We start from the raw sequence: 26,131 nt of genomic DNA, 5'->3' as shown, positions 1-26,131 counted from the left end.
CGGCGACCTGACCCGCCGGGTGGCCGATGCGCCCATCGGCGAGGCGGTGCCGGTGATCGTGCTCCGCGATGGCAAGACCGAGACGCTGGCCGTCACGCTTGGCCGCCGCGAAGATGCCGAGGCCAAGACGATGCCCGCGTCCTCGCCCGCGCCCGAGGCGCCGAAACAGATCGAGACGCTGGGCATGACCCTGGCGCCGCTTGACGACGACATGCGGTCGCGGCTGGGGCTTGACCCCTCGTCCGAGGGGCTGATGGTCATGAAGGTCGACCAGGCGTCCGAGGCCTTCACCAAGGGTCTCGTCGAGGGCGACCTGATCACCGAGGCCGGTCAGCAGAAGGTCGTGCGGCTGCAGGACCTGCAGGACCGGATCAAGGAAGCCAAGGATGCGGGGCGGAAGTCGCTGCTCCTCCTCGTCCGGCGCGGCGGCGACCCGCGCTTCGTGGCACTGTCGATCGAGGACTGACGGTTCAGCAAGATGCTTGGCGGCGGGAGTTTCTCGCCGCCAATGTTCCCGCTCAGGGAAGCTGGGTTCCCCGCCTTAGGGCTGGTCCCCCGCCCGTGTGCCATCGTGCCGGAATCCGGGGTCGAGAAGCCGGTCCAGAAGCGGCGACAAGTCCTCGATCAGTTCCGCCACCACATGCACCACCCCCGCCTCGCGTTGCAGCTTGCCCGTCACCCGCAAGAGCCGCCCGGCGATCACCGCGCGGCGGAAACGTTCGTAGACATTGGCCCAGACGACCACGTTCGCCGTCCCCGTCTCATCCTCCAGCGTGACGAAGATCACCCCCTTCGCCGTGCCGGGCCGCTGTCTGACCAGCACCAGCCCCGCCACCGTCACCCGCGCCCCCGCCGGAGGTTCACCCAGCCGGGCGGCCTGGATCGCCTTCGGCGGGCGCGGCCAGGGCGTGGCACGCAGGACGCCACTGCGGGGCGGGGGGACAGGGGCGGTCATGGGAACAATACTAGAACATTGGCGCCGCAAGGCAAGTCCGCACAGGCCCTGCGCGCCCTCTGGCAAATCCGGCCGGACTGGCCTATGTCACGTCTGACGCTCCCGGGAGACCTGCGAATGGCGAAGATCACTTACGTCGAACACAATGGCCGCGAACATGTGGTCGAGGTCGCGAACGGCCTCACCGTGATGGAAGGCGCGCGCGACAACGGCATCCCGGGGATCGAGGCCGATTGCGGCGGCGCCTGCGCCTGTTCCACCTGCCATGTCTATGTCGATGCGGGCTGGGTCGGAAAACTGCCGAAGAAGGACAGCATGGAAGCCGACATGCTGGACTTCGCCTGGAACCCCGACCCGGTCCGCTCGCGCCTGACCTGCCAGATCAAGGTCACGGATGCGCTGGACGGGTTGCGCGTCGAGATGCCGGAAAAGCAGATCTGAATCTCCCGCTCCTCGATGACTTCGCCACTCGTCGCTCGCGACGAGAGGACGAAGCCGCGACGAGGGAGGCTACTCCGATTTCCCCAGCCTATCCGCCTTGCGCCGGACCAGCATGGACCGCAGGTCGTGCATCGCCAGCAGAAGCTGATCCGTCACCGCCTCCAGCTGCGCATCCGTCGCCCGCGCCTGCGCCCATTGCGTCGTCAGGTTCAGGTGGTCGACGGTGCGCAGGATGTCGTCCACCTCGCGCGCCGCCAGCTGCGCCTGCCGCGCCGCCAGCCATTCCTCGATGGCCCCCCGGTCCGCCTCGGTCAGCTCCACCTCGCCATGCGGCTTGATGTTGCCATTCTTCACGTTGACCGCGGCGATCTCCGTCATCTCGATCCGGCGCTGGCGGTTTTCCGTGCCCAGACGGAACACCGCCGCGCCATTCTCGCGCACGCGGAAGTAATAGTCGGGAAGGTCAGCACCCATCGCTCAATCGGTCCATTGCCCGCAGGCCGGGGCGGCCCCGGTGCCCAAGCCATTCCTTCCCGAGCCGACGGGAATCGTCAACCCGCATCAGGGCCGCATCGGGGCCGCAGGCGCGCGTCAGACCAGCCCGGCGCAGAAGCGCTGGATGCGGGAACAGGCCTCGCGCAGCACCTCGTCCGAGGTCGCGTAGCTGACGCGGAAGTTGGGCGACAGCCCGAAGGCCGCGCCGAACACCACCGCCACCCCGGTTTCCTCCAGAAGCGCGGTCGCAAAAACCTCGTCGTTGGAGATCATCGTGCCTGCGGGCGTGGCCTTGCCGATGCAGCCGGAAATGTCCGGGTAGACATAGAACGCCCCCTCCGGCTTCGGACAGCGGATGCCCTTCGCCTGATTCAGCATCGAAACCACCAGATCGCGCCGCCCCTGGAAGACCTTGCGCCAGTCGGCCAGGAACTCCTGCGGCCCCGTCAACGCCTCCAGAGCGGCATACTGGCTGACCGAGCAGGGGTTCGAGGTCGATTGCGACTGGATCGTCCCCATCGCCTTGATCAGCGCCACCGGCCCGCCCGCATAGCCGATCCGCCAGCCGGTCATCGCATAGGCCTTTGACACGCCGTTGCAGGTCAACGTCCGATCATAGAGCCCCGGCTCGATCTCGGCCGGAGTGCAGAATTCGAAATCGTCGAAGACGAGGTGTTCGTACATGTCATCCGACATCACCCAGACCTGCGGGTGCCGCATCAGCACATCCGTCAGCCCCTTCAACTCGGCCCGCGTATAGCCCGCCCCGGTCGGGTTCGACGGGCTGTTGAAGATGAACCACTTGGTCTTCGGCGTGATCGCCGCCTCAAGCTGTTCGGGCGTCAGCTTGAACTCGGTCTCGATCCCCGCCACCACCGGCACCGGCGTCCCGCCCGCCAGCATCACCATGTCCGGGTAGCTGACCCAATAGGGCGCCGGGATGATTACCTCGTCGCCCGGATTCAAGGTCGCCATCAGCGCGTTGTAGAGAATCTGCTTGCCCCCGGTGCCGACGCTGATCTGCTGCGGCGTATAGGTCAGCCCGTTCTCGCGCAGGAACTTCGAACAGATCGCCGCCTTCAATTCGGGGATGCCGTCCACCGCGGTGTAGCGCGTTTTCCCCGCGTCGATCGCCCGCTTCGCCGCCGCGCGGATGTTTTCCGGCGTGTCGAAATCCGGCTCGCCCGCGCCAAGGCCGATCACGTCCTTGCCCTCGGATTTCAGCTGTTGCGCCTTCGTGGTCACCGCGATGGTGGGCGAGGGTTTCACCCGGGCCAGCGTGTCGGAGAGGAAGGCCATCTACAGCCCCTTTCGGTGGTGGAGTTTCGCTTGCGCCTGTCTTAGGGTCCGCCCCGACGGGGTTCAAGCGGGAACGGCGGGGCGATGGACGAGACGGCAGATGCGCGCCTGAAGCGGATGGCGATGCGGTCCTGGCGGCGCGGCACCAAAGAGATGGATCTGGTGCTCGGCCCCTTCGCCGATGCGCATCTGGCTGGCCTCGGCGAGGCCGATCTCCTGACCTATGACGCGCTTCTGGCGGAAAACGACCAGGATCTGATGGCCTGGGTCCTGGGCCAATCCGCGCCCCCGGCGGCGCTGGCCCCCTTGCTTGCCCGGATCACCGACTTCGCAAGGGCCCGCCTTTCCCGCGAAAAATAGTCGAAGTTCTTGCCAAGTTTACGGAATGTTTTCTCTTTGTGCCGATTCTACCCCCGCCCGAACGGTGGAGAAACGGTATGACAATCTATGCCCCGGTGCTGGACGGATCGCAGAAGGCGTTCCTGTCCTGCTACCTCGACAACCTGGCTCTGGTCGAACGGCTGCACCGGCTGCTGCTTGACGTGATCAAGGATGAATTCGAACGGCTGAACATCCTGGAGATCAACTCGGTCCAGGCGCTGCTTCTCTTCAACATCGGCGAGAACGAGGTGACGGCGGGCGAGCTGAAATCGCGCGGCTATTACCAGGGCTCGAATGTCAGCTACAATCTGAAGAAGCTCGTCGATCTCGGCTACATGCACCACCAGCGCTCGGAAATCGACCGGCGGTCGGTGCGGGTGAAGCTGACCGAGAAGGGTCGCCATGTCCGGGGGCTGCTGTCCGACCTCTTCGCCCGCCACTCCGACGGGATGGAAAAGCGCGGTCTGATCGACGCCTCCGGCATGGACGAGATCAACATGTCGCTGAAACGGATGGAACGCTTCTGGACCGAACAGATCCGCTACATCTACTGAGGTCGGGCGTGGGGAAGGGGGCGGGCCTCCGGCGGGAGTATTTTCGCCAAGAGGAAGCCATAGGCGCGGGTTAACCAAACCTGAACGCCCGCGCGCAACCCATTGATTTCACGGATCTGGAAAACTCGTCCACAGTGGACGGGGCCTACGCGGGCTCAGTTCACCTTTCGGGCGGGCAGGAAGGGCAGGGGGGCGACCGGCAGGCCCTCCTCGATCATCGCCCGAGCTTCGTCGGGTTTCGCCTCGCCGTGGATCGTCCGTTCCGGCGCGTCGCCGGCATGGATCGCCCGCGCCTCGGCGGCGAAGTTCATGCCGACATATTCCGAATTCGCCTCGATCTGCCGGCGCAGCGCGGCGATCTTCTCCTCCAGCTCCGATCCGGGCGCCGAAAGGTCGGGCTTCGGGGCCGCCGCCTTGCGGGCCGGGCGGACGGCGGGGGCCATCAGCTCTTTCTCCACCGTCGCCGATCCGCAGACCGGGCAGATGACCTGGCCAGCCGCCTTCAGCGCCGAAAAGGCCTCGGCGCCCTTGAACCAGCTGTCGAAGCCATGCCCGGCTCCGCATTTCAGGCTGTAGCGGATCATCTCCGTCGTCTCGCAATCGTGACGGTGACTACCTATGCACCGCGCCGGAAAGATCAATGCCCCTTGCGCTTGCGCCCTGGTGCAACAGCATCGTCGTCGTCGCCCATGATCGGCGCCGCCCGGCCCGCGACCGGCGGCAGGAAGCCCGCGATGATCATCGCCAGTTCCGGTTCGGCCACCAGGGTCGCGGCCTCGTGCAGTGGAAACCACTTGCGCCGCCGCTCCTTCATCTCGGGGAAGGTCTTGGCCAGCTTGTCGACCCGCAGCCCGTAGACCGCCACCGCGCAGGGCACGGTCGAAGTCAGCGACAGGCATTTCTGATAGCCGTAGCGCCCGACGCAAAGCGGGTTCATCAGCCCCGACACCCCGGCCTCTTCCCAGGCCTCCTGCGCCGCCGCGGCCTCGGGCGACAGGCCCGGCATCGGCCAGCCCTTCGGGATCACCCAGCGCCCGGTGTCGCGGCTGGTGATCAGCAGCACCTCCGGCCCCTCGTCTCCCAGACGCCAGCACAGCGCCCCGTATTGCATCCGGGTGCCGTCCATCCCGGCCCCCTGTGCCGCTATCTTGTCTTGCCAGCCCATGTCACGCCCTTTGGCCGCCCGGTTCCCGGGTCTCGCCGCTGCCCGCTATCCTCAGTCACGAATATGGCATGAGAAAGGATGAAATTACAGGGAATTCCCGGGGAGTTGATCGCAAAACGGGTCGGAATGCCCTACTTTCCCGCAGCATGAGGCACAGGAACAGCGTGAGCCGGGGCAGAACGGTCCTTCCACACTTGAATGGCGCGGTCTTCGTGCGGGGGGTGCGATGATCCGCGCCTTCCTGGGGCTGGACCTGCCCCCCGCCCTGCGCGGCGCGCTGCAGGTGCAGCAGTTCCTCCTGCCCCTGCCGCGCAAGGTAGAGCCGGAGACCCTGCACCTCACGCTCGTCTTTCTCGGCGACTGCCCGGAATCCGCGCTGGACATCGCGCATGAGGGGTTCGAGACCCTGCGCGCCCAAAGCTTCCCCCTTTCCCTGCAAGGCCTCGGCCTTTTCGGCAAGGACAAGCCCCGCGCCGCCTGGGCCGGGGTTGCGCCGTCGCCAGACCTCCTCCACCTGCAGACCAAGGTCGAAACCATCGCCCGTCGCGCCGGATGCCCGATCGAGACGCGCAAGTTCGTCCCCCACATCACCCTCGGCCGCTTCCCGCCCCCGCCGCCGCCCGACGCGATGCGGCTGGAACGCGCCGTCGCGATGGGGCAGGGCTTCCGCAGCGACCCCTGGGAGGTGACTGAACTCACCCTCTGGCAAAGCCACCTCTCCGCCAAGGGTTCGCACTACCAGGTCCTCGCCCGCTACCCGCTGACCCCGCGCCCCCCGGCTTGACAGCCGGGAGCGGCTGACGCACCACGGGCGACAACCCACGGAGTTGCCCATGAAGATCGCCCACCGCGAGATCGGCCCGAACCATCCCCCCCTCGTCATCGCCGAGATCGGCATCAACCACGGCGGCGACCTTGCCGTCGCGAAAGAGATGGTGCGGCTGGCGGCGGGCGCGGGCTGCGAGATGATCAAGCACCAGACCCATATCATCGAAGACGAGATGACCGAGGAGGCGAAGCAGATCTTCCCGCCGAACGCCGATGTCTCGATCTGGCATGTCATGGAACGCTGCGCGCTTTCGCTCGACGACGAGGCGGAGCTGAAGCGCTACACCGAAAGCCTCGGGATGATCTGGATCTCCACCCCCTTTTCGCGGGCGGCGGCGGATTACCTCGAAACCCTCGATGTCCCCGCCTACAAGATCGGCTCCGGCGAGGCCGACAACCTGCCGCTGATCCGCCACATCGCCCGCAAGGGCAAGCCGGTGATCCTGTCGACCGGGATGCAGACCATCGAGACCATCCGCGCCTCGGTCGACATCCTCGACAAGGCCGGGGTGGACTACGCGCTCCTCGAATGCACCAATCTCTACCCCAGCCCGGCGGAAATCGTCAGCCTCAGGGGCGTCACCGAGCTGAAACATGCCTTCCCGAAGGCCGTCGTCGGCTTCTCCGACCATTCCATCGGGCCCGAGATGGCGCTGGCCTCCGTCGCGCTGGGGGCCTCGATCCTGGAACGCCACTACACCGACAGCCGCTACCGCAAGGGGCCGGACATCATCAACTCGATGGACCCGGCGGAACTGCGCTTCCTGATCGACCGCTCGAAGGAGATCTGGATCGCCGCGAACAACCCCAAGCAGCGCAGCGCACCCGAGGAAGACGTCTACCGCTTCGCCCGCGGCTCGGTGGTGGCCGACCGCGACCTGCCCGCAGGCCATGTGATCGCGGAAGCCGACATCTGGGCGCGGCGACCGGGGTCGGGAGAGATCGCCGCCTATGACTTCGACAAGGTGGTGGGCAAGCGGCTGACCCGCGCGGTGACAAGGAACACGCAGCTCAGGTGGGGCGATCTGGGGTGAGGGAGGCGATGCGGTCGAACAGCGCCGCGCCCGTGTCACGCCATCGCGACAGGCTCGCCGCAATGGCGGCGCGCTCTGCGCTGCTGTAATCCCAGTTGCGTTCGGGCAGGGTTTCCTGCGTCAGGGCTGACAGGCCGCGCAGCCGGGCAGGATCAAGACCGATATCCTTGACCAGCGCCTCGATCTTCCAGCTGTTCGAGCTTACGGCTATGAAGGGTGTGCCAGACAGGATCGCCAGACAGACGGCGTGGAAGCGTCCGGTCACGACCAGCCGGTGCCGTGAAAGTTCGGTCAGGAACCCCAGATCGTCGCGCAGGAAACGGGTGTCGGGAAAGCTGGCCTGGAACCGACCGTTCCGCCAGGCATTGCTCTGCGCCCGCAGCCAGCGCCGCCAGCCGGTCAGCCGGGCCGGTATCGACTTGATCTCGGTCGTCACCGGCACGAAATCATGCCCGCCCTCCTGAGCGAAACGCGCCAGCGCCTCGGTGACCTTGCCATGTACCGAGCACCCGACCATCACACCGGATCGAGCGGTAGCCGGAGGGTCCCAAGGGTGCAGCATCGACAGGTCGCCCAGGCAGGTCACTTCGCGCCCCGTCGCGTTTGCCAGATCGGTTGCGGAATGACCGTCGCGGCAAGCAAGGATGTCGAAGCCGCGCGCCAGATCGGCCCAGTCGGGCGGGTTGTCCTGCCACAGCGCGTTGATCAGCGCCACGCGCCCGCCGCGCGCCTTCACCCGCGCCCCGGCTTCCAGAAGCCAGCGGCCCCGGCGCTTGCCATGATGCAGCGTGCCCTCGCCATTGATCACCACAAGGTCGGCAGTGTCGATCCGCGCGGTCAGACCCGGGTCCCGCCGCCAGTCGGTGCCGACCTTGATCGACGGCAGGTCCGCCATCCCGCGTTGGGCCAGTTCGGCGCGAATGGTGCGCATCACCCGCATGCAGCCGAAATGCGTGGCGCCTTCGTCGGTGTCGTTCAGCAAAAGGACGCGGGGCGCAACCGTCATGCGCGCTCGAGGCGGAAGAAATAGTTCACCCGCGCATTCCGGCGCATGATTTCGCGCCGGTCGACCACGCGCCAGCCCAGGCGGTCCAGTTCGGCCAGGAAGGCGGCTTCGGGGTGGACATGCTGGGCGGGCTTGTGGTGCGCGCGCCAATTGATCACCGCCAGCGACAGACCGTACCAGAGCCGTCGCAGCGGCCCCGCCGCATCGGGAACCAGGCTTGCCCCCAGGATCATATGCGGCGAACCAAGCGCGGTAAGCCGCTCAAGCGCCCGCACCGCATCAGGGAAGGCGACCCAGTTCAGGAAGCGGATGCAGACCGTCAGATCGGGGACGGGTCGCAAAGGCGAAAGATCGAAAATGCTCGCGCGGATCAGCGTGTAGGCCGCCTGGCGTTCCTTCGGCAGATCGGCGATCTTGGCGGCAGCCTCGTCCAGCATCCCTTGCGACAGGTCGACGGCGGTCACCGTGGCGCCGGCGGCCTCATATTGCGGGACCCAGCGCCCGGTCCCGAACGGGCAGTCCAGAATGGTTCCGGCGTCAATGTCGGCCAGCATCGCCTCCATCGCCGCAACCTCGCGCCGCCAGCGCTTCGAAGCAGCGCGACGGGCGTCGTAGTTGCGCGCCTTGTCTCCCGAATAGGCTTCGACCAGCTTGTCCATCATCGTCCCGTCACTGCGTCCGGCCCCGGATATAGGCTTCGAGAATCTCCTTCGCCAGCGAGAATTCCATCGCCCCGGCCCGCACCAGTGGCCAAAGGGCGGAATCCGCCGCGTGGACCATGCGGGGAAACGAGGGCCGGAAAGCGACCGGGATGCGGTCATGGCCAAGTGCGGTCAGAACTGCCGCACGGTGCTTGCCGCCCCGCACGAAGAAGGCCGCGCCTGTGCCGTCATTCAGGATGTAGCCCTCGATGTCGCCATGCGCATCGGGATCGTATCCGTTCCGCCCGATTGCCGCATGCAGGCGGTGCAGACGCGCCAATTCCAGGCCGATCTTCTGGTCGGTCACCGGGCCATAGAAGCTGACGCCGTGCTCGGCTCCCAGCGCCAACTCGCCCGGCGGAGGCGTGCGGTTGGTCCGACCGTACCACGGGATTTCCCACGGCGGGAGGTCGCCTCCGATGCGCTCGCCTGCATCAAGACCGTAATACTCGCAGATCGTCCGCGGTCGGCAATCCGCGTAGAACCGGCGCAGCGCGATCTCTCCTTCAGCCAGCGCCGAGACGAAGGGATGCCCCGGGCCATAGATGAAGGCCCCCTGCATCCGCAGAAGCCCGGGCGGCACCATCAGCCGCAGCGGTGGCCGGTCAATCCAGTGAGCGAGTTCCACCAGGTCATCCTGGGTGCTGACTGTGACCTCACGGCGCGGGCGCAGCTTCCGGCCAAGTCTGGAACGCAAGGATTGCAGCATTGCCCTCTTTGACCGCAGTTGCACCAACTCGCAAAGGTTATGTCGCCGCCCCGGCAGGTGCAATCCGCTCACCTCCGTCTTGCGTCGTGTTTGTCCGGGGGGTTAGACAGGCCTACCCATGACTGCAGCCCCGCCCATGACCCGCCACCTCCTCTTCCTCACCGGCACCCGCGCCGACTTCGGCAAGCTGGAACCGCTCGCCACCGCCGCGCGGGACGCGGGCCACCGGGTCACCTTCTTCGTCACCGGCATGCACATGATGGACCGCTACGGCCTCACCCGGAACGAGGTCCGCCGCCTGCCCGGCATCGCCGTCGAGGAATTCGTCAACCAGCAGGAGGGCGACCCGCAGGACGCCGTCCTCGCCCGCACCGTCACCGGCTTCTCGGCCTATGTCCGCGAAACGAAACCCGACCTGATCATCCTCCACGGCGACCGGATCGAGGCGCTGGCCGGTGCACTCGTCGCCGCGACCAACTACGTCCGCTCGGCCCATGTCGAGGGCGGCGAGGTCTCCGGCACCATCGACGAGGTCTTCCGTCACTGCAACACCAAGCTCTGCACCCACCACTTCGTCTCCTCCGAGGCCGCCGCCCGCCGCGTCATGGCGCTTGGCGAACCGCCGGAGACGATCCACCCCATCGGCTCGCCCGAGCTGGATTTCCACGCCCGCCCCTCCGGCGTCACGCTGGAGGAGGTGCAGGCGCGCTACGCCATCCCCTTCGCCGACTACGGCATCGCCACCTTCCACCCCGTCACCTCCGAGCAGGACACGATCGGCCAGCAGGCGGCGGACCTTTTCGGCGCCCTTGAGGCCTCCCGCCGCAGCTTCGTGGTCATCGCCCCGAACAACGACCCCGGCTCGCAAGCCATCTTCCAGGTCCTTGATACCCTTCCGAAAGACCGCTTCCGCATCCTCCCCTCGATGCGCTTTTCGCATTTCTCCGAACTCATGAAGAACGCCGCCTGCATGGTCGGCAATTCCTCCGCCGGGGTGCGCGAGGCGCCCTTCCTCGGCCTGCCTTCGCTCGACATCGGCACAAGGCAGTCCAACCGCTCCGACGCCCCCTCGGTCATCGCCTGCGAGGCGGCGGACCGCGCCACGATCCTCGACTTCCTGCAAACCCACTGGGGCCGCCCCGCTGACCGGCATGAGGGCTTCGGCCAGGGCTCCGCCGCCGACCGCTTCGTCGCGGTCCTGGCCCGCCCCGAGTTCTGGGCCGTGAGCCTGCAAAAGGCGTTCCGTGACCACGTCTGATCCCGGGCCAAAGGGTGCGCAACTGCGCCTCGCCCTGGCGCTGATCCGCACGATCCCGCTTGTCGCCCCCGCCGTCCTCAAGCGCCGCCTCAAGAAGGGCAAGGACCTCCCCGACCGCTGGCGGGAGAAGTTGGGCGAGCCCTCGCAGCCCCGCTCCGAAGGCCCCCTGATCTGGCTCCACGCCGTTGGCCTCGGTGAAACCCTCGCGCTGCGGGGCCTCATCGCCGCCCTGGCCGACCAGGCCCCGCAGGCGGAATTCCTCGTCACCTCCACCACCCGCGCCTCCGCCGAGGTCATGGCGCAGAACCTGCCGCCCCGCACCCGCCACCAGTTCCTCCCGCTCGACGCCCCCGCCTACCTCGCCCGCTTCCTCGACCACTGGCGCCCCGCGCTGTCGGTCTGGGCGGAACAGGACCTCTGGCCCGGCGCCGTCACCGCCACCGCCGCGCGCGGCATCCCGCTGGCGCTGGTCAACGCAAGGATGAATGCCGAGGCCTACGCCCGCCGCCGCCACTGGAGGGGCCTTTACGCCGACATCTTCGCCCGTTTCCGCCTGATCACCGCGCAGGACGGTGCCACCGCCCGCCACCTGCAAGCCCTTGGCGCGAAAGGCATCCGTGTCACCGGATCGCTCAAGGCCGCTGCCCCGCCTCTGGCTGCCGACCCCGACAAACTGGCCCAGGCGCGCGAGGCCCTGACCGGCCGAAACCCCGTCCTCCTCGCCTCCTCCCACCCCGAGGATGAATTCGTCACCCTCTCCGCCCTGCGCGCCGCCCATCCGCGCCCGCTCCTCCTCATCGCCCCGCGTGATCCTCATCGGGGCGCCGAAATCGCCACCCGTGCCGCCGAACACGGCCGCACCGCCACCCGCCGCAGCGCGGGGCAGGGGCCGACCGCCGATGTCTGGATCGTCGACACGTTCGGCGAGATGGGTCTCTGGTATCGCCTCTGCGCCACCTGCCTGATCGGCGGCACCTTCGGGCCAACCGAGGGCCACAACCCCTGGGAGCCCGCCGCGCTCGGCTCCGCCATCCTGCATGGCCCGCGTGTCGCCAATTTTGCCGCCGATTTCGCCGCGCTGCATGAAGCCGGAGCCGCGCAGGCGGTGCAGCCCGAAGCCGTGATCGCCGCCCTGACCGCCGACCATGCCGCGATGGCCGCCCGCGCCAAGGCGCTCTCCGACGCAGCCCAAGGCGCACTGGCCCCGCTTGCCGCTGACCTTCTGAACCTGGCCGGGCTGGCATGAGGCTCTGGCTCTTCCTCCGCCTCTGGTCGCTCCTCTGGCACCTCGGCCTGCCTGTGGTGCTGGTCTACCTCTGGCGGCGCGGGCAGAAGGATCCGCTCTACGCCCGGCACCTCTCCGAACGCTTCGGGCGTTACCCGCAACGCCTGCCCGGCGCGATCTGGATCCATGCCGTCAGCCTTGGTGAGATGCGTTCCGCCGTCCCCCTGATCCGCGCGCTCCTCGACCGGGGCGACCGCGTCGTCACCACCCATTTCACCCCGGCGGGCAGGCGCGAGGCCGAACGGGTCTTCGCCCCCGAGATCGCCGCCGGACGCATGGCCGTGGTCTGGGTCCCGTTCGAGACCGCCTGGGCCTATGCCGGTTTCTTCCGCGCCTTCCGCCCGCGTGCCGGGTTGGTGATGGAGATCGAGGTCTGGCCCCGGATGATTTTCGCCGCCCGGAACACGGGCGTCCCGCTCTTCATGTGCAACGCGCAATATCCCACGAAATCAATGGCGCGCGACGCGAAGTTCACTCTTCGTCACAAGTTGATGCAAGCCTATGCCGGGGCCTTCGTGAAGTCCGACCTGCAAGCGCAACGCTTCGCCTCGGTCGGTGTGCCGAACATCCACGTCACCGGAGAACTGCGCTTCGACCAACCGATCCCCCCCGCGCAACTCGCGGCTGCCGAAGCGCTCCGCCCCCTGCTCGCAGGAACCCGCCCGATCCTCACCTTCGCCTCGGCGGTCGAGGGCGAGGATGACCTCTACCTCGACGCCATCACTGCTGCGCTGAAGCACCCGTCGCGGCCCCTCGTGGTCTACGTCCCAAGGAAGCCCGAACGTTTCGATGAGGTGGCCGGGATGCTTGCCGCCCGAGGGCTAAAGGCAATCCGCCGCTCTGCCGCCCTTGACGCCACGCTGACACCCCGGAACCTCCCCTCCTCCCCGTGGGATGGGGGGCACCCGGCCAGCCAAGGCCCCGACATCCTGCTCGGCGACAGCCTTGGCGAGATGTATTTCTACCTCGCCCTCTCCGACCGCACCGTCACCGGTGGCGGCTTCACGCCCCACGGCGCGCACAATATCATCGAGCCCTTGGCCCTGAAGCGCCCGGTCATCGTCGGCCCGGAAATTCACACCATCGAATACCCGGCGGTCGAGGCGATTGCGGCCGGCGTCTGCCTGCGGGTCGAGACGCGCGAGGCGCTGACCAAGGCCCTGACCGATTGGTCCGGGCCGGGGGCGCGGGCCATCGAGACCTTCTTCCAGGCTCATTCCGGGGCCGCGCAAAAAACCCTCGCCGTGCTGGACGCAGAAGTTAAGAAATCCTGAATGTCCGCAGCCAACCCATTGATTTCATTGACCGCAAAAATCTGTCCACCGTGGACAGACCCCTCACCAGCCGCTGAACCCGCCGTCGACGTTGACCATCTGCCCGGTCATATACCCCGCCTGGGCGCTCGCCAGGAACAGCATCGCATCGGCGATCTCGTCCGGCTTCGCCATCCGGTCCAGCATGATCAGCTCGCCCACCCGGCGCTGGAATTCCTCGGAATGATTGTTGAACACCGCCCCCGGCGCGATCGTGTTCACCGTCGCCCCCCGCGCCGCCCAATACCCGGCCAGCCAGACCGTCAGCCCGTGAATCCCCGCCTTCGTCACCCCGTAGGCCGAGAAATTCTTGAACGGCATCCCCTCGTAGATCCGGTGATGCGCCCCGTTCAGCGCATACATCGAGGCCACGTTGATCAGCGTGCAGGGCCATTTCCCGACGATGTCCCGGTCCATCTGCCGGGCGATCAGGAACGGCCCGGTCAGGTTGGTCCGCAGCGTCTTCTCCCAGTCCGACACTTTCAGGTCCGCGAAGTCCGGAAACGGCTGCCCCGCGCCCATCAACAGCTCCCCCGTGATCGCCGCGTTGTTCAGGACGACATTCGGCTCCCAGCCATCCTTCAGGATGCGCTGGAAGATGCCGGTCACCTCATCCTCGTTCGCCACATCCAGCGGGTAGAACCGGAACGCCTCGTCCCCGCCATGCGCCGCGACCAGCGCCTCCGCCCGCTTGCCCGGCAGGTCGGACGCGATCACTCGCGCCCCCTCGGCCAGCATCCGGCGGACATAGGTCGAGCCCAGCACCCCCCCTGACCCGGTGATGAAGACCGTGCGGCCCTTGAGTTGCTCAGCCATTCTTGGCCTCCTGCATCAGAAATTCGACAAGGCGGAAGTCGAAGGGCGTGTCGATGTCGACGCAGCGCTCGGGCGGCATCAGGTAGGGGATCACCCGGCCTTCCCACAACCCCTTCGACCGTTTCAGATAGGCGGGATCGACGACATAGGTCGAGGCCGCATGTTCATAGACCACCGGCGCCTGCTGCCGGGCCACCACCCCGCCGGGCAGCGGTTTCGAGACATGCAGCGCCCCGGTCGCATCCGGCTCCACCAGGTTGAAATAGGGGTTCTTCCGAGCCTCGCAGCAGCTCATCACCATGTCCGGGCGCTCGGCCCGGAACAGCTCCAGCGCGGCGGTGATGTCTTCTGGCAGGCGCAGGGGCGAGGTGCAGTCGAGGTCGAGGAAGGCTTCCACCGGCCCGATGAGCCGCTCGGAAGACTCCAGCGCGTGCTGCCAGACGCCCCATTTCCCTGCCGTATCGGTCGCCAGATGCGCGGGGCGGAGGCCGATCTTCAGGCAGCCCTTGGCGACCGCGTGGTCATAGATTTCCTCGTCATCCGTGCTGACCACCACCGCGCCCACCAGCGGATGCTCCAAGAGCTGATCCAGCGACCAGTCGATCAGCGGCTTGCCGTGGATCATCCGGAAGTTCTTGCGCGGCACGCCTTTGCTGCCCTTCCGCGCGCCGATATGGCCCAGGATCATGGGATTTCCTTCGTGATGCTGCCGATGAATTCGCGCTTCGACCAGGCGTCGGCCACCAGCCGGGCCGACCCGAGGCAGAGGTCCAGCCGCGGCATCAGCGGGTTGCCGGAAGTCTCGCCGCCGGAGGCCAGCGCGAGGAAGTCGCGCATCGCGTCGAGGAACATCGCGTTACGCTCCAGCGGCAGGTCCAGAAGCCGGGGACCGGAGGGTTCCGTCACCCGGTAGACCTGTGCGGCGAAGTCGAAGTCGTGCATCCGCCCGGTGCCGCGCAAGGTGGTGCGGCGGTGGAGGAGGGGGGTGAGGTAGTCCATCGACACGTCGCCGACCAACCCCTCATCCGCCAGCGAAATCCGGCTGGCGAAGTCCACGCCGGGGAAGGCCGGATGGCCCAGGCTTTCGACCCGCGTCACCCTCAGCCCGGAGAAGAGGCAGACCGCCAGGTCAAGCTCGTGGCAGAGGTCGAGGAGCACCCCGCCGCCCTCGGCCCGGGCGGCATAGCTTTCGGAAAACCGCCAGTTCGCCCGCCACTGCGTCACGTCATGGCCGATGGTCAGGGCGAACTGGAACACGTCGGACAGGTCCATCCCCGCCAGTGCCCGCACCGCCGGATGATAGCGCATCATGTAGCCCAGCATCGACCGCCCGGCGACCGGGGCGGCGGCAGCGGCGATGGCTTCCACCTCTGCAGGCCGGAAGGCGAGCGGCTTCTCGATGTACATTGGCAACCCGCGTGTGGCGGCGGCTTCGATCAGCGGCAGGCGGATGTCGGTTGCGGTGGCGATGACGACCGCTTCGGTATCCTCCATTGCGGCCAATGCACCCGCCAGCCCGGCCTCGCGCCACGACACCAGCCTGGGTTCGGCCCCCAGCGCCTGCAGATTGTCGTGATGCCGCCGCCCGATGGAGCCGGAACCGATGACGAGAACGCGCATGAGACCTCCCTCGCGGGTCCAGCCCTAGCGCGAAACCGCGCCTGCCACCAGAGGCGGGCGCCGACCGGGCCAGTCCGTCGCGTGGTGATAGGCCTGCCCCATCGCCAGCACGCCTGCATCATTGCCGGACCGCCCGATGATCTGCATGCCGCAGGGCAGTCCATCCGGGCTGAATCCGACCGGGACCGACAGCGCGGGCAGGCCGATCAGACTGGCGGGAACGACGACCTCCATCCAGCGGTGATAGGTGTCCATCTTCCGCCCGGCGATATCCGCAGGCCAGCGCCAGTCGGCGGGGAAGGGCCAGACCTGCGCCGTGGGCAGGACCACGGCGTCGAAGCGCTGGAATAGCCGCGCGGCATGGGCGTGCCAGCGGCTGCGGATCACGCTCGCCTCATGGACCGCCTGCGCGGAAAGCCCCATGCCCTGCTCGATCTCCCAGATCGTCTCGGGCTTGGTCAGGGCGCGTTTTGCCGGGTCCTCGGCCAGAGCGCGCTTGCCTCCCGCGTTCAGCATGGCCCTGAGCGTGACCCAGGAGGACCACAGCTTCTCGGCCGGGAAGGGCGGCGCCAAGGGCTCCACCACTGCACCCAGGTCCTCCAGCACCCGCAAGCCATTTTCGCAGGTGGCAAGAATACCCGGCTCCATCGGATAGGCCCCGCCCCAGTCGCCCAGCCAGCCGATGCGCAACCCCTTCACGCCACGATCAAGGCCGGAGAGCACATCCGGCACTGCGCGGGGGAAGGGGGCTTCCGGGTTCTCGCCCGCCTGCACCAGCAAAAGCCGCGCGAGGTCCTCGATGCTCCGCGCCATCGGGCCTTCGGTGGCGAGCGTGGACAAATAGGTGTCGCCCTCGGCATCGGAGGGCACCAGCCCCCATGTCGGGCGGAAGCCATAGACGTTGCAGAACCCCGCCGGGTTGCGCAGGGACCCCATCATGTCCGACCCGTCGGCAACCCAGGCCATCCGTGTCGCCAGGGCCGCCGCCGCGCCCCCCGACGACCCGCCCGCGCTGCGGGTCAGGTCATAGGGGTTCCGGGTCACCCCGAAGACCGGGTTGAAACTGTGCGATCCCTGGCCCCATTCCGGCACGTTGGTCTTGCCCGGAAAGATCGCCCCCGCCGCCCGCATCCGCGCCGCCAGGATGTCGTCTTTCGCGGGCACATGGGTTGCGTAAAGCGGCGCGCCCCAGGTGGTGCACAGCCCCTTCGTCGCCACCAGGTCCTTCACCGGCAGGGGAATGCCATGCAGCCAACCTCGCGGTGGCGCATCGTCCAGCGCCCGTGCCTCGGCCATCAGCGCGTCGGGGTCGCGCAGGGAGACGATGGCGTTGACGTCGCCATTCAGCGCCGCGACCTGCGCCAGCCAGGCCGCCATCACCTCGGAGGGCGCCACCTCGCGCGCATGGATCGCCGCCGACAGCCGTGTGGCAGACCAATCCAGCATGGCTTCCTCTTGGCAAAAATACTCAAGAAACGTCCGGGAGCCCGTGAAGGCCCCCGAAACGAAGAGCGCTTACTTCTGCAGCTCGGTCCAGATCGCGGTGATGTAGTCCAGCGCCTTGCCGGTGCAGGTCGGCAGGAAGGTGCCTGCGGCCTTGAACTCTTCCGGGATCATCACTTCCGGCGCGGCGGTCATTTCCGGGTCCATGAACTTCTCCGACCCTGAAATCCCGTTCGCATAGCGCGCGAAGTTGGAGATCAGCGCGGCGTTTTCCGGCTGCATGATGAAGTCGAGGAACTTGTAGGCCTCCTCGACGTGCTGGGCGTCCTTCAGAAGGGCGACCGAGTCCATGAACAGCGGGTAGCCTTCCTTCGGGTAGCCGTATTTCACGTCGCCATTGGTGGCAAGCCGCACCCGCATGGTCGAGCCGTTCCAGTTCACCGAAGCCGCCCAGTCGCCGTTCGACAGCCGCTCGGTCGCGCCGTAGTCCATGCTGATCCAGTTGGGCTTGGCGGCCAAGAGCACGTCGCGCGCCTTCTTCATGACCTCGGGGTCTTCGCTGCAAGGCTTGCCGCCGACATACATCGTCGCAAGGCTGACGATGTCGTTCATCTCTGGCACGACGTTGATCTTGCCGACCAGTTCCGGCGGCACGTCCAGGAAGACGGCCGAGGTGTTGATGTCGCCGCCGTAGACCTTGGTGTTCACCGCGATGCCCGTGCTGCCCCACTGCCACGGGATCGTGTAGGCGCGGCCCGGGTCCCAGGGCACGTCCTTCCATTCGGGGGCGATGTTGCCCTTGTTCGGCAGCTTGCTGTCGTCCAGTGGCACGATCAGGCCCTTCTCCACCCAGATCGGCACATAGTTGGCCGAGGGCACGACGAGGTCGAAACCCGACCCGCCGGCCTCGACCTTGGCGAGCGCCACGTCGTTGCTGTCGTAGTCGGTCACCGTGACCTTGATCCCGGTTTCCTTCTCGAACTTGTCCAGCATTTCCTGGCTGGTGTAGTTGCCCCAGTTGTAAAGCTGCAATTCGCCCTCGGCAGCGGCAAGCGTTGCCGAGGCGAGGACCATCGCGGTCGCGGTCATCAGTCTTTTCATTTTGTCGTCTCCCAGTTGGTCAGTCTTTCTTGCGCGTCAGCAGGAAGAAGGCGGTCAGCATCGCCACCGTCACCCCCAGAAGCATGGTCGAGATCGCGTTGACCTCGGGCGTGAAGGCCCGGCGAAGCTGGCCCAGCATATAGGTCGGCAGGGTGTCCTGCCCGCCGGATTTCACGAATTCGGTGATCACCACGTCGTCGAGGCTGATCACGAAGGCCAGCATCGCCCCAGCCATGATCCCCGGCGCCAGAAGCGGCAGCGTGACCCGGCGGAAGGTGGCCCAGGGGCTGGCGTAAAGGTCGGCGGCGGCGGTCTCCAGCGACAGGTCCATGCTTTCCAGCCGGGCGCGGATCGGCAGGTAGGCGAAGGGGATGCAGAAGGCGCTGTGGGCGGCGATCAGGTAGCCCAGGCCCTGATAGCCGGTCGCGACCTTGACGATGCCGAAGAAGATGAGGAGCGCGACGGCGGTGACGATTTCCGGCACCATCAGCGGCTGGTTGATCATCACATAGATGAAGGTCTGCCCCTTGAACGCCTTGCGCCGCGTGGTCCCCAGCGCGGCGAGCGTCGCCAGCGTGGTCGAGACCGCCGCCGCCGAGACGCCGATGATCAGCGAGCGCACTGTCGCCGCCTTCACGTCCTCGTTCGCCCAGGCACTGCCGTACCAATGCAGCGAAAACCCGCCCCAGGTCGCCACCGAGTTGGAATCGTTGAAGGAAAAGATCACCAGCGTGACGATGGGCAGGTAGAGGATGACGAAGGCCGCGACGGCGACGGTGGCAAAGCCCGGCAGGCGGCTGATCTCGAACCCGCGCTCAGCCATGACCCTGGCTCCGATCACGGTTGGCGACCCGCACATAGACCAGAAGCGCCGCCGTCACGATGATCAGCAGCAGCACCGACAGCGCCGCGCCCAGCGGCCAGTTCTTGCCCTGCAGGAATTGCAGCTCGATGAAGTTGCCGATCATCATCTTCTTGCCGCCGCCCAGGATGCGCGGCGTGACATAGGCGCCGAGCGAGGGCACGAAGACCAGGATCGAGCCCGCGACGATCCCCGGCTTGACGATGGGCAGGATCACCCGGCGCAGCGTATGCCAGCGGCTGGCGTAAAGGTCGTAGGAGGCCTCCAGGAGCCGCATGTCGAAGCGTTCGATGGTGGCGTAAAGCGGCAGCACCATCAGCGGCAGGTAGACATAGGTCATCCCGATCAGCACGGCGACCTCGGTGTAGACGATCTGCAACGGCGCATCTATCACGCCCAGCCACATGAGCGCGGTGTTCAGGATGCCCTCGTTGCGGATCACCTCGTTGATCGCGAAAGTGCGGATCAGAAGGTTGGTCCAGAACGGGATGGTAATCAGGAACAGCCACATCGGCCGCTGCTGGACGGGTCGTGTGGCGATGAACCAGGCGGTCGGGAAGCCGATGGCGAAGGTCAGCACCGTCGTCGCCAGCGACAGCCAGACGGATCGCCAGAAGATCGTCAGATGCGCGTCGGCCAGCGCGTATTTTTCCTCGAAGATGTCGTAGGTCAGGAAGATGCCCTTCCAGCCCTCGACACTGAAGGTGCGGATGATGCCCCCGGTGTCGTTGGCGGTCAGGAAGGAATACCAGACGACGATGATCAGCGGCCCCGCCGCCGCCAGGAACAGCACCACCAGCGCGGGCAGGGACAGAAGCCAGCCGTTGCGGGCCGAGGTCCTGACGGCGTTTTCCTCGGCGGGGCTCATCAGTCCTCCACCCGCTGCACGGCGCCTTCGGCAAAGCGGATGCCGACCGACTGGCCCTCCGCCAACCCCGCCTCGCCCGAGGCCGGGCTTTGCAGCCGGGCGACGACCTCCGTCCCGTCCGCCAGCGCCAGGTGGCAATGGGTGTCGGTGCCGAAATAGACCAGCGTCTTCACCTTGGCCTGCAACCCGCCATCCTCGGCCCGGCCAAGGCGCAGCTGTTCGGGGCGGATGCTGACAGTCACCGTCCCGCCCGCGCGCAGCCCCGGCACCTCGATCCGCTCGCCAGTCCCCAGCCGCAACGCGCCATCCTCGGCGTCGCCGGTCAGGAAGTTGGTCTCGCCGATGAAGCTGGCGACGAAGCGGTTCTTCGGGTGGATGTAGATGTCCTTCGCCGTGCCGACCTGCTGTATCTTGCCCGCGCTCATCACCGCGATGCGGTCGGACATGGTCAGGGCTTCTTCCTGGTCGTGCGTCACGAAGATGAAGGTGATCCCGGTCTCAGTCTGCAGCCGCTTCAGCTCGATCTGCATTTCCTTGCGCAGCTTCAGGTCCAGCGCGGACAGGGGTTCGTCCAGCAACAACACCTTCGGCTGCGGCGCCAGCGCCCGCGCCAGCGCCACCCTTTGCTGCTGCCCGCCGGAAAGCTGGCTGGTCTTCCGCCCCGCCATCGCGTCGAGCTTCACCAGCGCCAGCATCTGCGCCGTGCGCGCCTTCACTTCCGCCCCCGGCTTGCCCAGCATCTCCAGCCCGAAGGCGATGTTCTGCGCCACCGTCAGGTGCGGGAACAAGGCATAGCTCTGGAATACCGTGTTCACCGGGCGCCGGTTCGGCGGCAGGGTGGTGATGTCCGCCCCGTCCAAGAGGATCGTGCCGTCCGTCGGCATCTCGAACCCGGCAATCAGCCGCAAAAGCGTGGTCTTGCCGCAGCCCGAGGGCCCCAGTAGCGTGAAGAACTCTCCCCGCCGGATATCGACCGAAACATCGTCCAGCGCCCGCACGACCGCAGCGCCCTGCCCGAAGGCCTTCACGACATTCCGGGCAGAGATCGTCACCTCATCGGCCACGGCTACCCCCAAGCTCTCCCCGTATTTGATCATATTGATCCGACCGCGTCCGGGCTGACAAGCGATTCCTTCCGTGTCAGCCCGCCAGCGCGGCGCGACGCTCGGCCCAGGGCGCGGCGCGTTCCACCTCAGCACAGAGCGAGATCAGCCCCTCGTCCTCGCCATAGGCCGCCGCCAGATGCACCCCGATGGGCAGCCCGTCCGACGACCACCCCAGCGGCAGCGAGGCCGCAGGCTGGCCGCTGGCGTTGAAGGCCGCACAGAACGGCGAATAGGCGAATATGCCCTGCGGCCCGGTGCGGTAGGCGACGTAGTCCTCGGTCGTCGGCGTGAAGCGGCCGACCCTGGCCGGGGGTTCCGCCAGCGTGGCGGTCAGCAGGATGTCGGGACCCCGGTCGAAGAACCCCGCCATCTGCCGCCCGAAAGCATGGATTTCGCCCACCGCCTGCAGATAGCGCGTCGGATGCAGCGTCTGCGAATGCGCCCAGGCGCCCCGGCTGACGCCTTCCACCTCATCCGCGCGCGGCGGCCGGTCGCCAAGCTTCGACCGGATCGACAGCGCGGTGCCGACGCCGACAATGTCGGTCCAGGCCCGCATCATCATCGGCACGTCCGCCTTCGGGCGCGCCGGTTCCACCACATGCCCCAGGCTCTCCAGCAGCCGCCCGGTCGCGCGCACCGCCTCGGCCACCTCCGGGTGGATCGGCTCTCCGGTCAGCGTGGTGTCGCAGATCGCCACCCGCAGCCGCCGCGGTGGGCGCGAGATCGCCGCCGCATGACCCTTGCCCAAAGGTGGCGCCACATAGGGCGCCCCAAGGTCCGGCCCTTCGCAGGCGTCCAGCATCACCGCCGTGTCGCGCACCGACCGGGTCAGGAACCCGTCGATCGCCATCCCCGCCCAGCCTTCGCCCGCATACGGCCCGTCCGGCAGTCGCGCCCGCGTCGGCTTGAACCCGAAGAGCCCGCAGGAGGACGCCGGGATCCTGACCGAACCGCCCCCGTCCGAGCCATGCGCCATCGCGACGATTCCCGCCGCCACCGCCGCCCCCGCCCCACCGGAAGACCCGCCCGAGGTATGGTCCAGGTTCCACGGGTTGCGCGTCGGCCCGCCATAGACCGCCGCTTCCGTCACCGTGCCCACGCCGCCCTCGGGCGAGGTCGTGCGCCCGAAGGTCACCACCCCCGTCGCCCTGATCCGCTCGAAGATCGCGGAATCCTGCCCGTAGACCGTGTTGGCGAACAGGCGCGAGCCATTGTGCGACGGGAAATCCTTCGCCTCGCAGCCCAGGTCCTTGATCAGGAACGGCACGCCCCGGAAGGGGCCGGGTGGCAGACCATCGGCAATCGCCTGCCGCGCCACGCCCTCTTGCATCAACACCACCGCGTTGATCGCCGGATTGCGCGCCTCGACCGCCGCCAGCGCGGCATCCAGCAATTCGGTGGGGCTGACCTCGCCCCGTGCCACCAGCCCCGCCAGCGCGGTCGCGTCCGTTGCCCCCAGATCGCCGATCATGACGTGCCTCCTTGTATCGCCCCGCCAGCCTGCCGCGTCGGGCGGCTGTGCGTCATGCCTGCGACCGACACGCCCTGCCGCAATCGGTCAGATCCGGTGCAGCACCTTGGTCAGCACCTCTCGCAGGGTTTCCGGCAGGATCGGCTTCGGCAAAAACCCGTCCAGCGCCTGGCGCAGGGCATCGTCGCTGCGGATGGCCAGCACGTCGGCCGTCATCGCGACCACCGGGACCGTCCGCCCGTGCGTGGCGCGGATGCGGCGCAGCGTCTCGGCGCCGTCCATCCCTGGCATCATCAGGTCCAGAAGCACCGCGTCGATCCCGCCCTGCGCCAGCCGGGCCAGCGCTTCAGGGCCGCTCGATGCTTCGACCACGCGGGCACCCGCCGCTGCAAGAAGCTGGCTTGCCACCAGCCGGTTGGTGGCGATGTCGTCCACCACCAGCACGAGGCAACTGCGCAGGTCGGCCGGTTTCGCTGCGTCAACCGCCGCGGCGGCTTCCGGGGCGTGGACCGTCAACCGGAAGGTCGCCCCCTGCACGGTGGGCACCACCAGCAGGTCCCCGCCCATCTGCCGCGCCACCGCCCGGCTGATCGCCAGCCCCAGCCCGACGCCCGGTGTCTCGGTCGAACCGCGATAGAAGGGCTCGAACACCTGTTCGTGCAGCGCCGGGGCGATGCCCTTGCCCTGGTCCGCCACCTCGACGACCAGCCGCGCTTTCGCATGTCGCACCAAGATCGTGACCGCCCCGCGCGAGGAATGCTTCAGCGCATTGCCGATCAGGTTGCCCAGGCATTGCCGCACCCGCTGGCTGTCGATCAGAAGAACCTGCGGCACGTCCTTGTCGATCGTGACCAGAAGCTCGCGCCCCTGCAGCCGGGCCTGCAGTTCGAAGACCAGCAGGCTTGCCGACAGTTCCGGCCGCACCGCAACCGGACGCGGGGTGATGGCGACCCGGCCCTCGGTCAGCGCGGAGTAGTCCACCGCATCGTCCAGCATCACCGCCAGGTCGCGCGCCGAAGTGACAACCGTCCGCAGCCGCTGCCGCGAGGCGCCGTTCGCCGCCGCTGCCTCGATCTCGCTCAGCCCGATCACCGCGTTCAGCGGCGTGCGCAGCTCGTGGCTGATCTGTGCCAGGAACCGCCCCTTGGCCACGTTCGCCGCCCGCGCCGCGGCGGTGGCCTCGGACCCGGCGCGGTGCAGGCGGTTGTTCGACACCATCGCGACTGTGGCATAGCCAAGCCCGATCACCGCCGTCACGGTCGAGACGGCAAGTCCGGCCCAATTGCCAAGCGTCACCCAGTGCAGTGTGTTGAACGCCAGGACCACGACCGACACCGTGGCCATCCCGACCGCGCCAAGCGGCAGGTGAATCGAGCGGACCGAACTCAGGTGCAGAAGCGACCCCATGACCAGGCCGATGGCGATGGCCTTGGCGTAGGGGTCGTCCTGCAACCAGACCAGCCCTGCCGCCGAGATCAGCGAAGCTTCCATCGGCACCAGGGTCAGCAGGAAGATGCGATAGCGCCCGGGCGACCGCGCCGGGTCCAGCCGACGCAGCAGCCGCTGCGCCACGAATTCCCCGGTCAGCTCGACCAGGAACAGCACCGCCATCAGCCAGGGCGCGACATAGACTGCGCAAAGCGAATAGGCGAGCGCCACCAGGACGATGCGCAGGACGAATTCTTCCCGGATGATGCGATACTGGCGCAGCAGCTCGTCGCGCAGTCTCTCCCCTTCGGCCTTGGACAATACGGGGGAGGAGGCCATCAGGCAGTCGCACCGAGAGGTTGAAATGTCAGCCTGACAGTAGCCTCATGGCTGTGCGGTCGGTCAAGGCCCCGGAGCAGGGGAAATGGCGACCTCCTGCCGCAAGGTGCCGTCGGTGCCGAAGATCAGGATGCGGTCGTCGGTGGTGACGACGGCGATCCAGCCCTGGCCGAAGGTCACGGCGGCGGCCTTTTTCCCTGCGGGCAGGGCGACGGCCTCGGGCACGGTGGGGGTCGGGGGCGCAAAGGTGGCGGGCATCCGGGTGACAATCAGCCAGACCACGGTTATGACACCGCCGATCATCGACAGCGTCAGCAGGATGACCAGCCATTTCAGAAGCCGCAGGCTGGGCGGCAGGGCGGCATCGGAGGCCTCGGGCGTGGCGGGATCGGACATGGAAGAGCCTTTCGAGGACGAGGACGGGTCGCTGGCCGTCACCATCGGCGAGGACGCCCCCGCCCGCCTTGATAAGGCGCTTGCCGCCGCCGTGCCAGAGGATGCCGCCCTGTCCCGCTCGCGCCTGATGCGGATGATCGCCGAAGGGGCGGTCTTCCGGGACGGTCAGGCCGTGACCGACCCCAAGGCGAAGGTGGCCAAGGGCGAGGTCTATACCCTGCGGCTCGACCCGGCGGTCGAGGTCGCGACCCTGCCCGAGGACATTCCCCTGTCGGTCGTCTGGGAAGATGCCGACCTCATCGTCATCGACAAGCCCGCCGGGATGGTCGTCCACCCCGCGCCGGGCTCGCCCTCGGGCACGCTGGTCAACGCGCTCCTGCACCACTGCGGCGACACGCTGTCGGGGATCGGGGGCGAGAAGCGGCCGGGAATCGTGCACCGGATCGACAAGGATACCTCGGGGCTGCTGGTCGTGGCGAAGTCCGACCGGGCGCATCATGGCCTCGCCCGACAGTTCGAGGATCACTCGGTCAACAGGCACTATCTTGCGGTGGTCCACGGCGTGCCCTCGGGCACCGACCCCCGACTGCGGGGGCTGAAGGGGGTCAGCTTCGAGGCGGGGGGCATCCTGCGGATCGCGACGCATCTGGCCCGGCACAAGACTGACCGGCAGCGGCAGGCAGTGGTCTGGGAACAGGGCCGCCACGCCGTCACCCGTGTCCATGTGGTGGAGGCCTTCGCGGGGCAGGCGGCGCTGGTCGACTGCTGGCTGGAGACGGGCCGCACCCATCAGATCCGGGTGCACCTGGCCTATGCCGGGCACGGGCTGGTGGGTGACCAGACCTATGGCGGCAAGAAGCGGCTCGGGGCTGCCTTGGGGCAGGGGGCGGCGCTGGGGAACGCCTTTTCCCGGCAGGCGCTGCATGCGGCGACGCTGGGGTTCGACCATCCGGTGACGGGGGAGAGGCTGGAGTTCTCCTCGCCCCTGCCGACCGACATGGCCGGGCTGATCGAGGCCCTGCGGGCGGGGTGAGGCGGGGCTGTCCGCAGTGGACAGATTTTCGTCTCGTTTGAAATCAAAGACTTGGCCGTGGACGTTAGGGATTTGGTAACGTCCACGACTCTCGTTGTTCGTTGTGGTGTTTGAAGGATTGTCGCCAGGTGTTTGGCGAGGTGTGTGTTTGCGCGGATTTGGGTTCTGAGGAAGTCGAAGCCGGTGCGGAAGTAGGATCGTTCGAAATAGCCGTGGGGTTTGCG

At 67.5% G+C, this 26,131-nt stretch carries 29 protein-coding genes; 10 read left to right on the top strand and 19 right to left on the bottom strand.

The annotated features are described in order from the left end of the window. Nucleotides 1-466: PDZ domain-containing protein (locus ACE3P6_RS12790; protein WP_374395595.1), on the top strand; the 466-nt coding region annotated here is incomplete at its 5' end. A gap of 75 nt (nt 467-541) precedes the next feature. On the opposite strand, the gene ACE3P6_RS12785 is transcribed toward ACE3P6_RS12790, so the two are convergent. Beyond that, complete coding sequence (locus ACE3P6_RS12785; protein ID WP_374395593.1) at nt 542-955, bottom strand: OB-fold nucleic acid binding domain-containing protein; 414 nt, start codon at nt 953-955, stop codon at nt 542-544. A gap of 117 nt (nt 956-1,072) precedes the next feature. Between ACE3P6_RS12785 and ACE3P6_RS12780 the strand changes: the two genes are divergently transcribed. After that, nucleotides 1,073-1,396: a 2Fe-2S iron-sulfur cluster-binding protein gene (locus ACE3P6_RS12780; RefSeq protein ID WP_374371182.1), complete on the top strand. Its 324-nt coding sequence runs from the start codon at nt 1,073-1,075 to the stop codon at nt 1,394-1,396. Between the two features lie 69 nt (nt 1,397-1,465). On the opposite strand, the gene ACE3P6_RS12775 is transcribed toward ACE3P6_RS12780, so the two are convergent. Together ACE3P6_RS12775 and ACE3P6_RS12770 are read right to left on the bottom strand one after the other, a co-directional pair. Further along, nucleotides 1,466-1,870 carry a hypothetical protein gene (locus ACE3P6_RS12775; protein WP_374395590.1) on the bottom strand — a complete coding sequence of 135 codons (405 nt, stop codon included), beginning with the start codon at nt 1,868-1,870 and terminating at the stop codon, nt 1,466-1,468. Nucleotides 1,871-1,987: 117 nt separating this feature from the next. After that, nucleotides 1,988-3,190, bottom strand: coding sequence for a pyridoxal phosphate-dependent aminotransferase (locus tag ACE3P6_RS12770; protein WP_374395587.1), 1,203 nt, complete (start codon nt 3,188-3,190; stop codon nt 1,988-1,990). A gap of 84 nt (nt 3,191-3,274) precedes the next feature. Here ACE3P6_RS12770 and ACE3P6_RS12765 point away from each other — a divergent pair, with 84 nt between their 5' ends. Next, nucleotides 3,275-3,550, top strand: a complete 276-nt coding sequence (locus tag ACE3P6_RS12765; protein WP_374395584.1) for a succinate dehydrogenase assembly factor 2 — start codon at nt 3,275-3,277, stop codon at nt 3,548-3,550. A 77-nt stretch (nt 3,551-3,627) separates the two neighbouring features. Beyond that, nucleotides 3,628-4,125 carry a MarR family winged helix-turn-helix transcriptional regulator gene (locus ACE3P6_RS12760; RefSeq protein ID WP_374371190.1) on the top strand — a complete coding sequence of 166 codons (498 nt, stop codon included), beginning with the start codon at nt 3,628-3,630 and terminating at the stop codon, nt 4,123-4,125. 155 nt (nt 4,126-4,280) lie between these two features. Here ACE3P6_RS12760 and ACE3P6_RS12755 read toward each other — a convergent pair whose 3' ends face one another. Further along, complete coding sequence (locus ACE3P6_RS12755) at nt 4,281-4,709, bottom strand: DUF1178 family protein (protein WP_374395582.1); 429 nt, start codon at nt 4,707-4,709, stop codon at nt 4,281-4,283. A gap of 53 nt (nt 4,710-4,762) precedes the next feature. Continuing rightward, entirely contained in the window at nt 4,763-5,290 is a 528-nt protein-coding gene (locus ACE3P6_RS12750; RefSeq protein WP_374395580.1) for an NUDIX hydrolase, read from the bottom strand. A gap of 226 nt (nt 5,291-5,516) precedes the next feature. Here ACE3P6_RS12750 and thpR point away from each other — a divergent pair, with 226 nt between their 5' ends. Together thpR and ACE3P6_RS12740 are read left to right on the top strand one after the other, a co-directional pair. Next, nucleotides 5,517-6,074, top strand: coding sequence for an RNA 2',3'-cyclic phosphodiesterase (gene thpR / locus ACE3P6_RS12745; RefSeq protein WP_374395579.1), 558 nt, complete (start codon nt 5,517-5,519; stop codon nt 6,072-6,074). A gap of 49 nt (nt 6,075-6,123) precedes the next feature. After that, nucleotides 6,124-7,152 carry an N-acetylneuraminate synthase family protein gene (locus ACE3P6_RS12740; RefSeq protein ID WP_374395577.1) on the top strand — a complete coding sequence of 343 codons (1,029 nt, stop codon included), beginning with the start codon at nt 6,124-6,126 and terminating at the stop codon, nt 7,150-7,152. Here ACE3P6_RS12740 and ACE3P6_RS12735 read toward each other — a convergent pair. From ACE3P6_RS12735 to ACE3P6_RS12725, 3 genes are read right to left on the bottom strand one after another with little or no spacing between them, the layout of a single operon-like run. Continuing rightward, nucleotides 7,130-8,158: a polysaccharide pyruvyl transferase family protein gene (locus ACE3P6_RS12735; RefSeq protein WP_374395574.1), complete on the bottom strand. Its 1,029-nt coding sequence runs from the start codon at nt 8,156-8,158 to the stop codon at nt 7,130-7,132. The two genes, ACE3P6_RS12740 and ACE3P6_RS12735, sit on opposite strands and share 23 nt — an antisense overlap. Next, nucleotides 8,155-8,820: a class I SAM-dependent methyltransferase gene (locus tag ACE3P6_RS12730; RefSeq protein WP_374395572.1), complete on the bottom strand. Its 666-nt coding sequence runs from the start codon at nt 8,818-8,820 to the stop codon at nt 8,155-8,157. Before ACE3P6_RS12730 ends, ACE3P6_RS12735 begins: the two co-directional genes overlap by 4 nt. Before the next feature lie 7 nt (nt 8,821-8,827). Continuing rightward, nucleotides 8,828-9,487 carry a hypothetical protein gene (locus ACE3P6_RS12725; RefSeq protein WP_374395569.1) on the bottom strand — a complete coding sequence of 220 codons (660 nt, stop codon included), beginning with the start codon at nt 9,485-9,487 and terminating at the stop codon, nt 8,828-8,830. 217 nt (nt 9,488-9,704) lie between these two features. Here ACE3P6_RS12725 and neuC point away from each other — a divergent pair, with 217 nt between their 5' ends. Genes neuC through ACE3P6_RS12710 form a run of 3 tightly spaced genes read left to right on the top strand, consistent with a single transcriptional unit; the run spans nt 9,705 to nt 13,385 of the window. Then, entirely contained in the window at nt 9,705-10,826 is a 1,122-nt protein-coding gene (gene neuC / locus ACE3P6_RS12720; protein WP_374395566.1) for a UDP-N-acetylglucosamine 2-epimerase, read from the top strand. Continuing rightward, nucleotides 10,813-12,072: a 3-deoxy-D-manno-octulosonic acid transferase gene (locus ACE3P6_RS12715; RefSeq protein WP_374395564.1), complete on the top strand. Its 1,260-nt coding sequence runs from the start codon at nt 10,813-10,815 to the stop codon at nt 12,070-12,072. The genes neuC and ACE3P6_RS12715 overlap by 14 nt, the downstream gene beginning before the upstream one ends. After that, nucleotides 12,069-13,385 (top strand): 3-deoxy-D-manno-octulosonic acid transferase, encoded by a 1,317-nt coding sequence (locus tag ACE3P6_RS12710; RefSeq protein ID WP_374395561.1) that lies wholly within the window; start codon nt 12,069-12,071, stop codon nt 13,383-13,385. The genes ACE3P6_RS12715 and ACE3P6_RS12710 overlap by 4 nt, the downstream gene beginning before the upstream one ends. 63 nt (nt 13,386-13,448) lie before the next feature. Here the strand turns inward: ACE3P6_RS12710 and ACE3P6_RS12705 are convergent, their stop codons facing one another. The 11 genes from ACE3P6_RS12705 to ACE3P6_RS12655 all read right to left on the bottom strand — a co-directional run bounded on the left by ACE3P6_RS12705 (nt 13,449) and on the right by ACE3P6_RS12655 (nt 24,874). After that, nucleotides 13,449-14,240, bottom strand: a complete 792-nt coding sequence (locus ACE3P6_RS12705; RefSeq protein ID WP_374395559.1) for an SDR family NAD(P)-dependent oxidoreductase — start codon at nt 14,238-14,240, stop codon at nt 13,449-13,451. Beyond that, nucleotides 14,233-14,928, bottom strand: a complete 696-nt coding sequence (locus ACE3P6_RS12700; protein WP_374395556.1) for an acylneuraminate cytidylyltransferase family protein — start codon at nt 14,926-14,928, stop codon at nt 14,233-14,235. Before ACE3P6_RS12700 ends, ACE3P6_RS12705 begins: the two co-directional genes overlap by 8 nt. Then, complete coding sequence (locus tag ACE3P6_RS12695; protein ID WP_374395553.1) at nt 14,925-15,860, bottom strand: Gfo/Idh/MocA family protein; 936 nt, start codon at nt 15,858-15,860, stop codon at nt 14,925-14,927. The genes ACE3P6_RS12700 and ACE3P6_RS12695 overlap by 4 nt, the downstream gene beginning before the upstream one ends. Nucleotides 15,861-15,884: 24 nt before the next feature. Then, nucleotides 15,885-17,306 (bottom strand): amidase, encoded by a 1,422-nt coding sequence (locus ACE3P6_RS12690; protein WP_374395550.1) that lies wholly within the window; start codon nt 17,304-17,306, stop codon nt 15,885-15,887. Nucleotides 17,307-17,375: 69 nt separating this feature from the next. Next, on the bottom strand, nt 17,376-18,404 hold the full coding sequence (locus ACE3P6_RS12685; RefSeq protein ID WP_374395547.1) for an extracellular solute-binding protein: 1,029 nt from the start codon (nt 18,402-18,404) through the stop codon (nt 17,376-17,378). 19 nt (nt 18,405-18,423) lie between these two features. Beyond that, complete coding sequence (locus ACE3P6_RS12680) at nt 18,424-19,227, bottom strand: ABC transporter permease (RefSeq protein ID WP_374395545.1); 804 nt, start codon at nt 19,225-19,227, stop codon at nt 18,424-18,426. Next, on the bottom strand, nt 19,220-20,134 hold the full coding sequence (locus tag ACE3P6_RS12675; RefSeq protein WP_374395543.1) for an ABC transporter permease: 915 nt from the start codon (nt 20,132-20,134) through the stop codon (nt 19,220-19,222). The genes ACE3P6_RS12680 and ACE3P6_RS12675 overlap by 8 nt, the downstream gene beginning before the upstream one ends. After that, complete coding sequence (locus tag ACE3P6_RS12670) at nt 20,134-21,231, bottom strand: ABC transporter ATP-binding protein (RefSeq protein ID WP_374395539.1); 1,098 nt, start codon at nt 21,229-21,231, stop codon at nt 20,134-20,136. The genes ACE3P6_RS12675 and ACE3P6_RS12670 overlap by 1 nt, the downstream gene beginning before the upstream one ends. 43 nt (nt 21,232-21,274) lie before the next feature. After that, the gene (locus ACE3P6_RS12665) at nt 21,275-22,711 is read right to left on the bottom strand and encodes an amidase (protein ID WP_374395536.1); all 1,437 of its coding nucleotides are present in this window, start codon (nt 22,709-22,711) and stop codon (nt 21,275-21,277) included. A gap of 87 nt (nt 22,712-22,798) precedes the next feature. Beyond that, nucleotides 22,799-24,478 (bottom strand): ATP-binding protein, encoded by a 1,680-nt coding sequence (locus ACE3P6_RS12660; RefSeq protein WP_374395533.1) that lies wholly within the window; start codon nt 24,476-24,478, stop codon nt 22,799-22,801. Between the two features lie 63 nt (nt 24,479-24,541). After that, on the bottom strand, nt 24,542-24,874 hold the full coding sequence (locus ACE3P6_RS12655) for a DUF6476 family protein (RefSeq protein WP_374374615.1): 333 nt from the start codon (nt 24,872-24,874) through the stop codon (nt 24,542-24,544). Here ACE3P6_RS12655 and ACE3P6_RS12650 point away from each other — a divergent pair. Next, nucleotides 24,873-25,907 (top strand): RluA family pseudouridine synthase, encoded by a 1,035-nt coding sequence (locus ACE3P6_RS12650; protein ID WP_374395530.1) that lies wholly within the window; start codon nt 24,873-24,875, stop codon nt 25,905-25,907. The two genes, ACE3P6_RS12655 and ACE3P6_RS12650, sit on opposite strands and share 2 nt — an antisense overlap. Nucleotides 25,908-26,131: the final 224 nt, after the last annotated feature.

This window comes from Tabrizicola sp., assembly GCF_041911175.1.
In the GTDB taxonomy this organism is placed as follows: domain Bacteria; phylum Pseudomonadota; class Alphaproteobacteria; order Rhodobacterales; family Rhodobacteraceae; genus Tabrizicola.
This window is presented reverse-complemented; position numbering and strand designations above follow the sequence as displayed.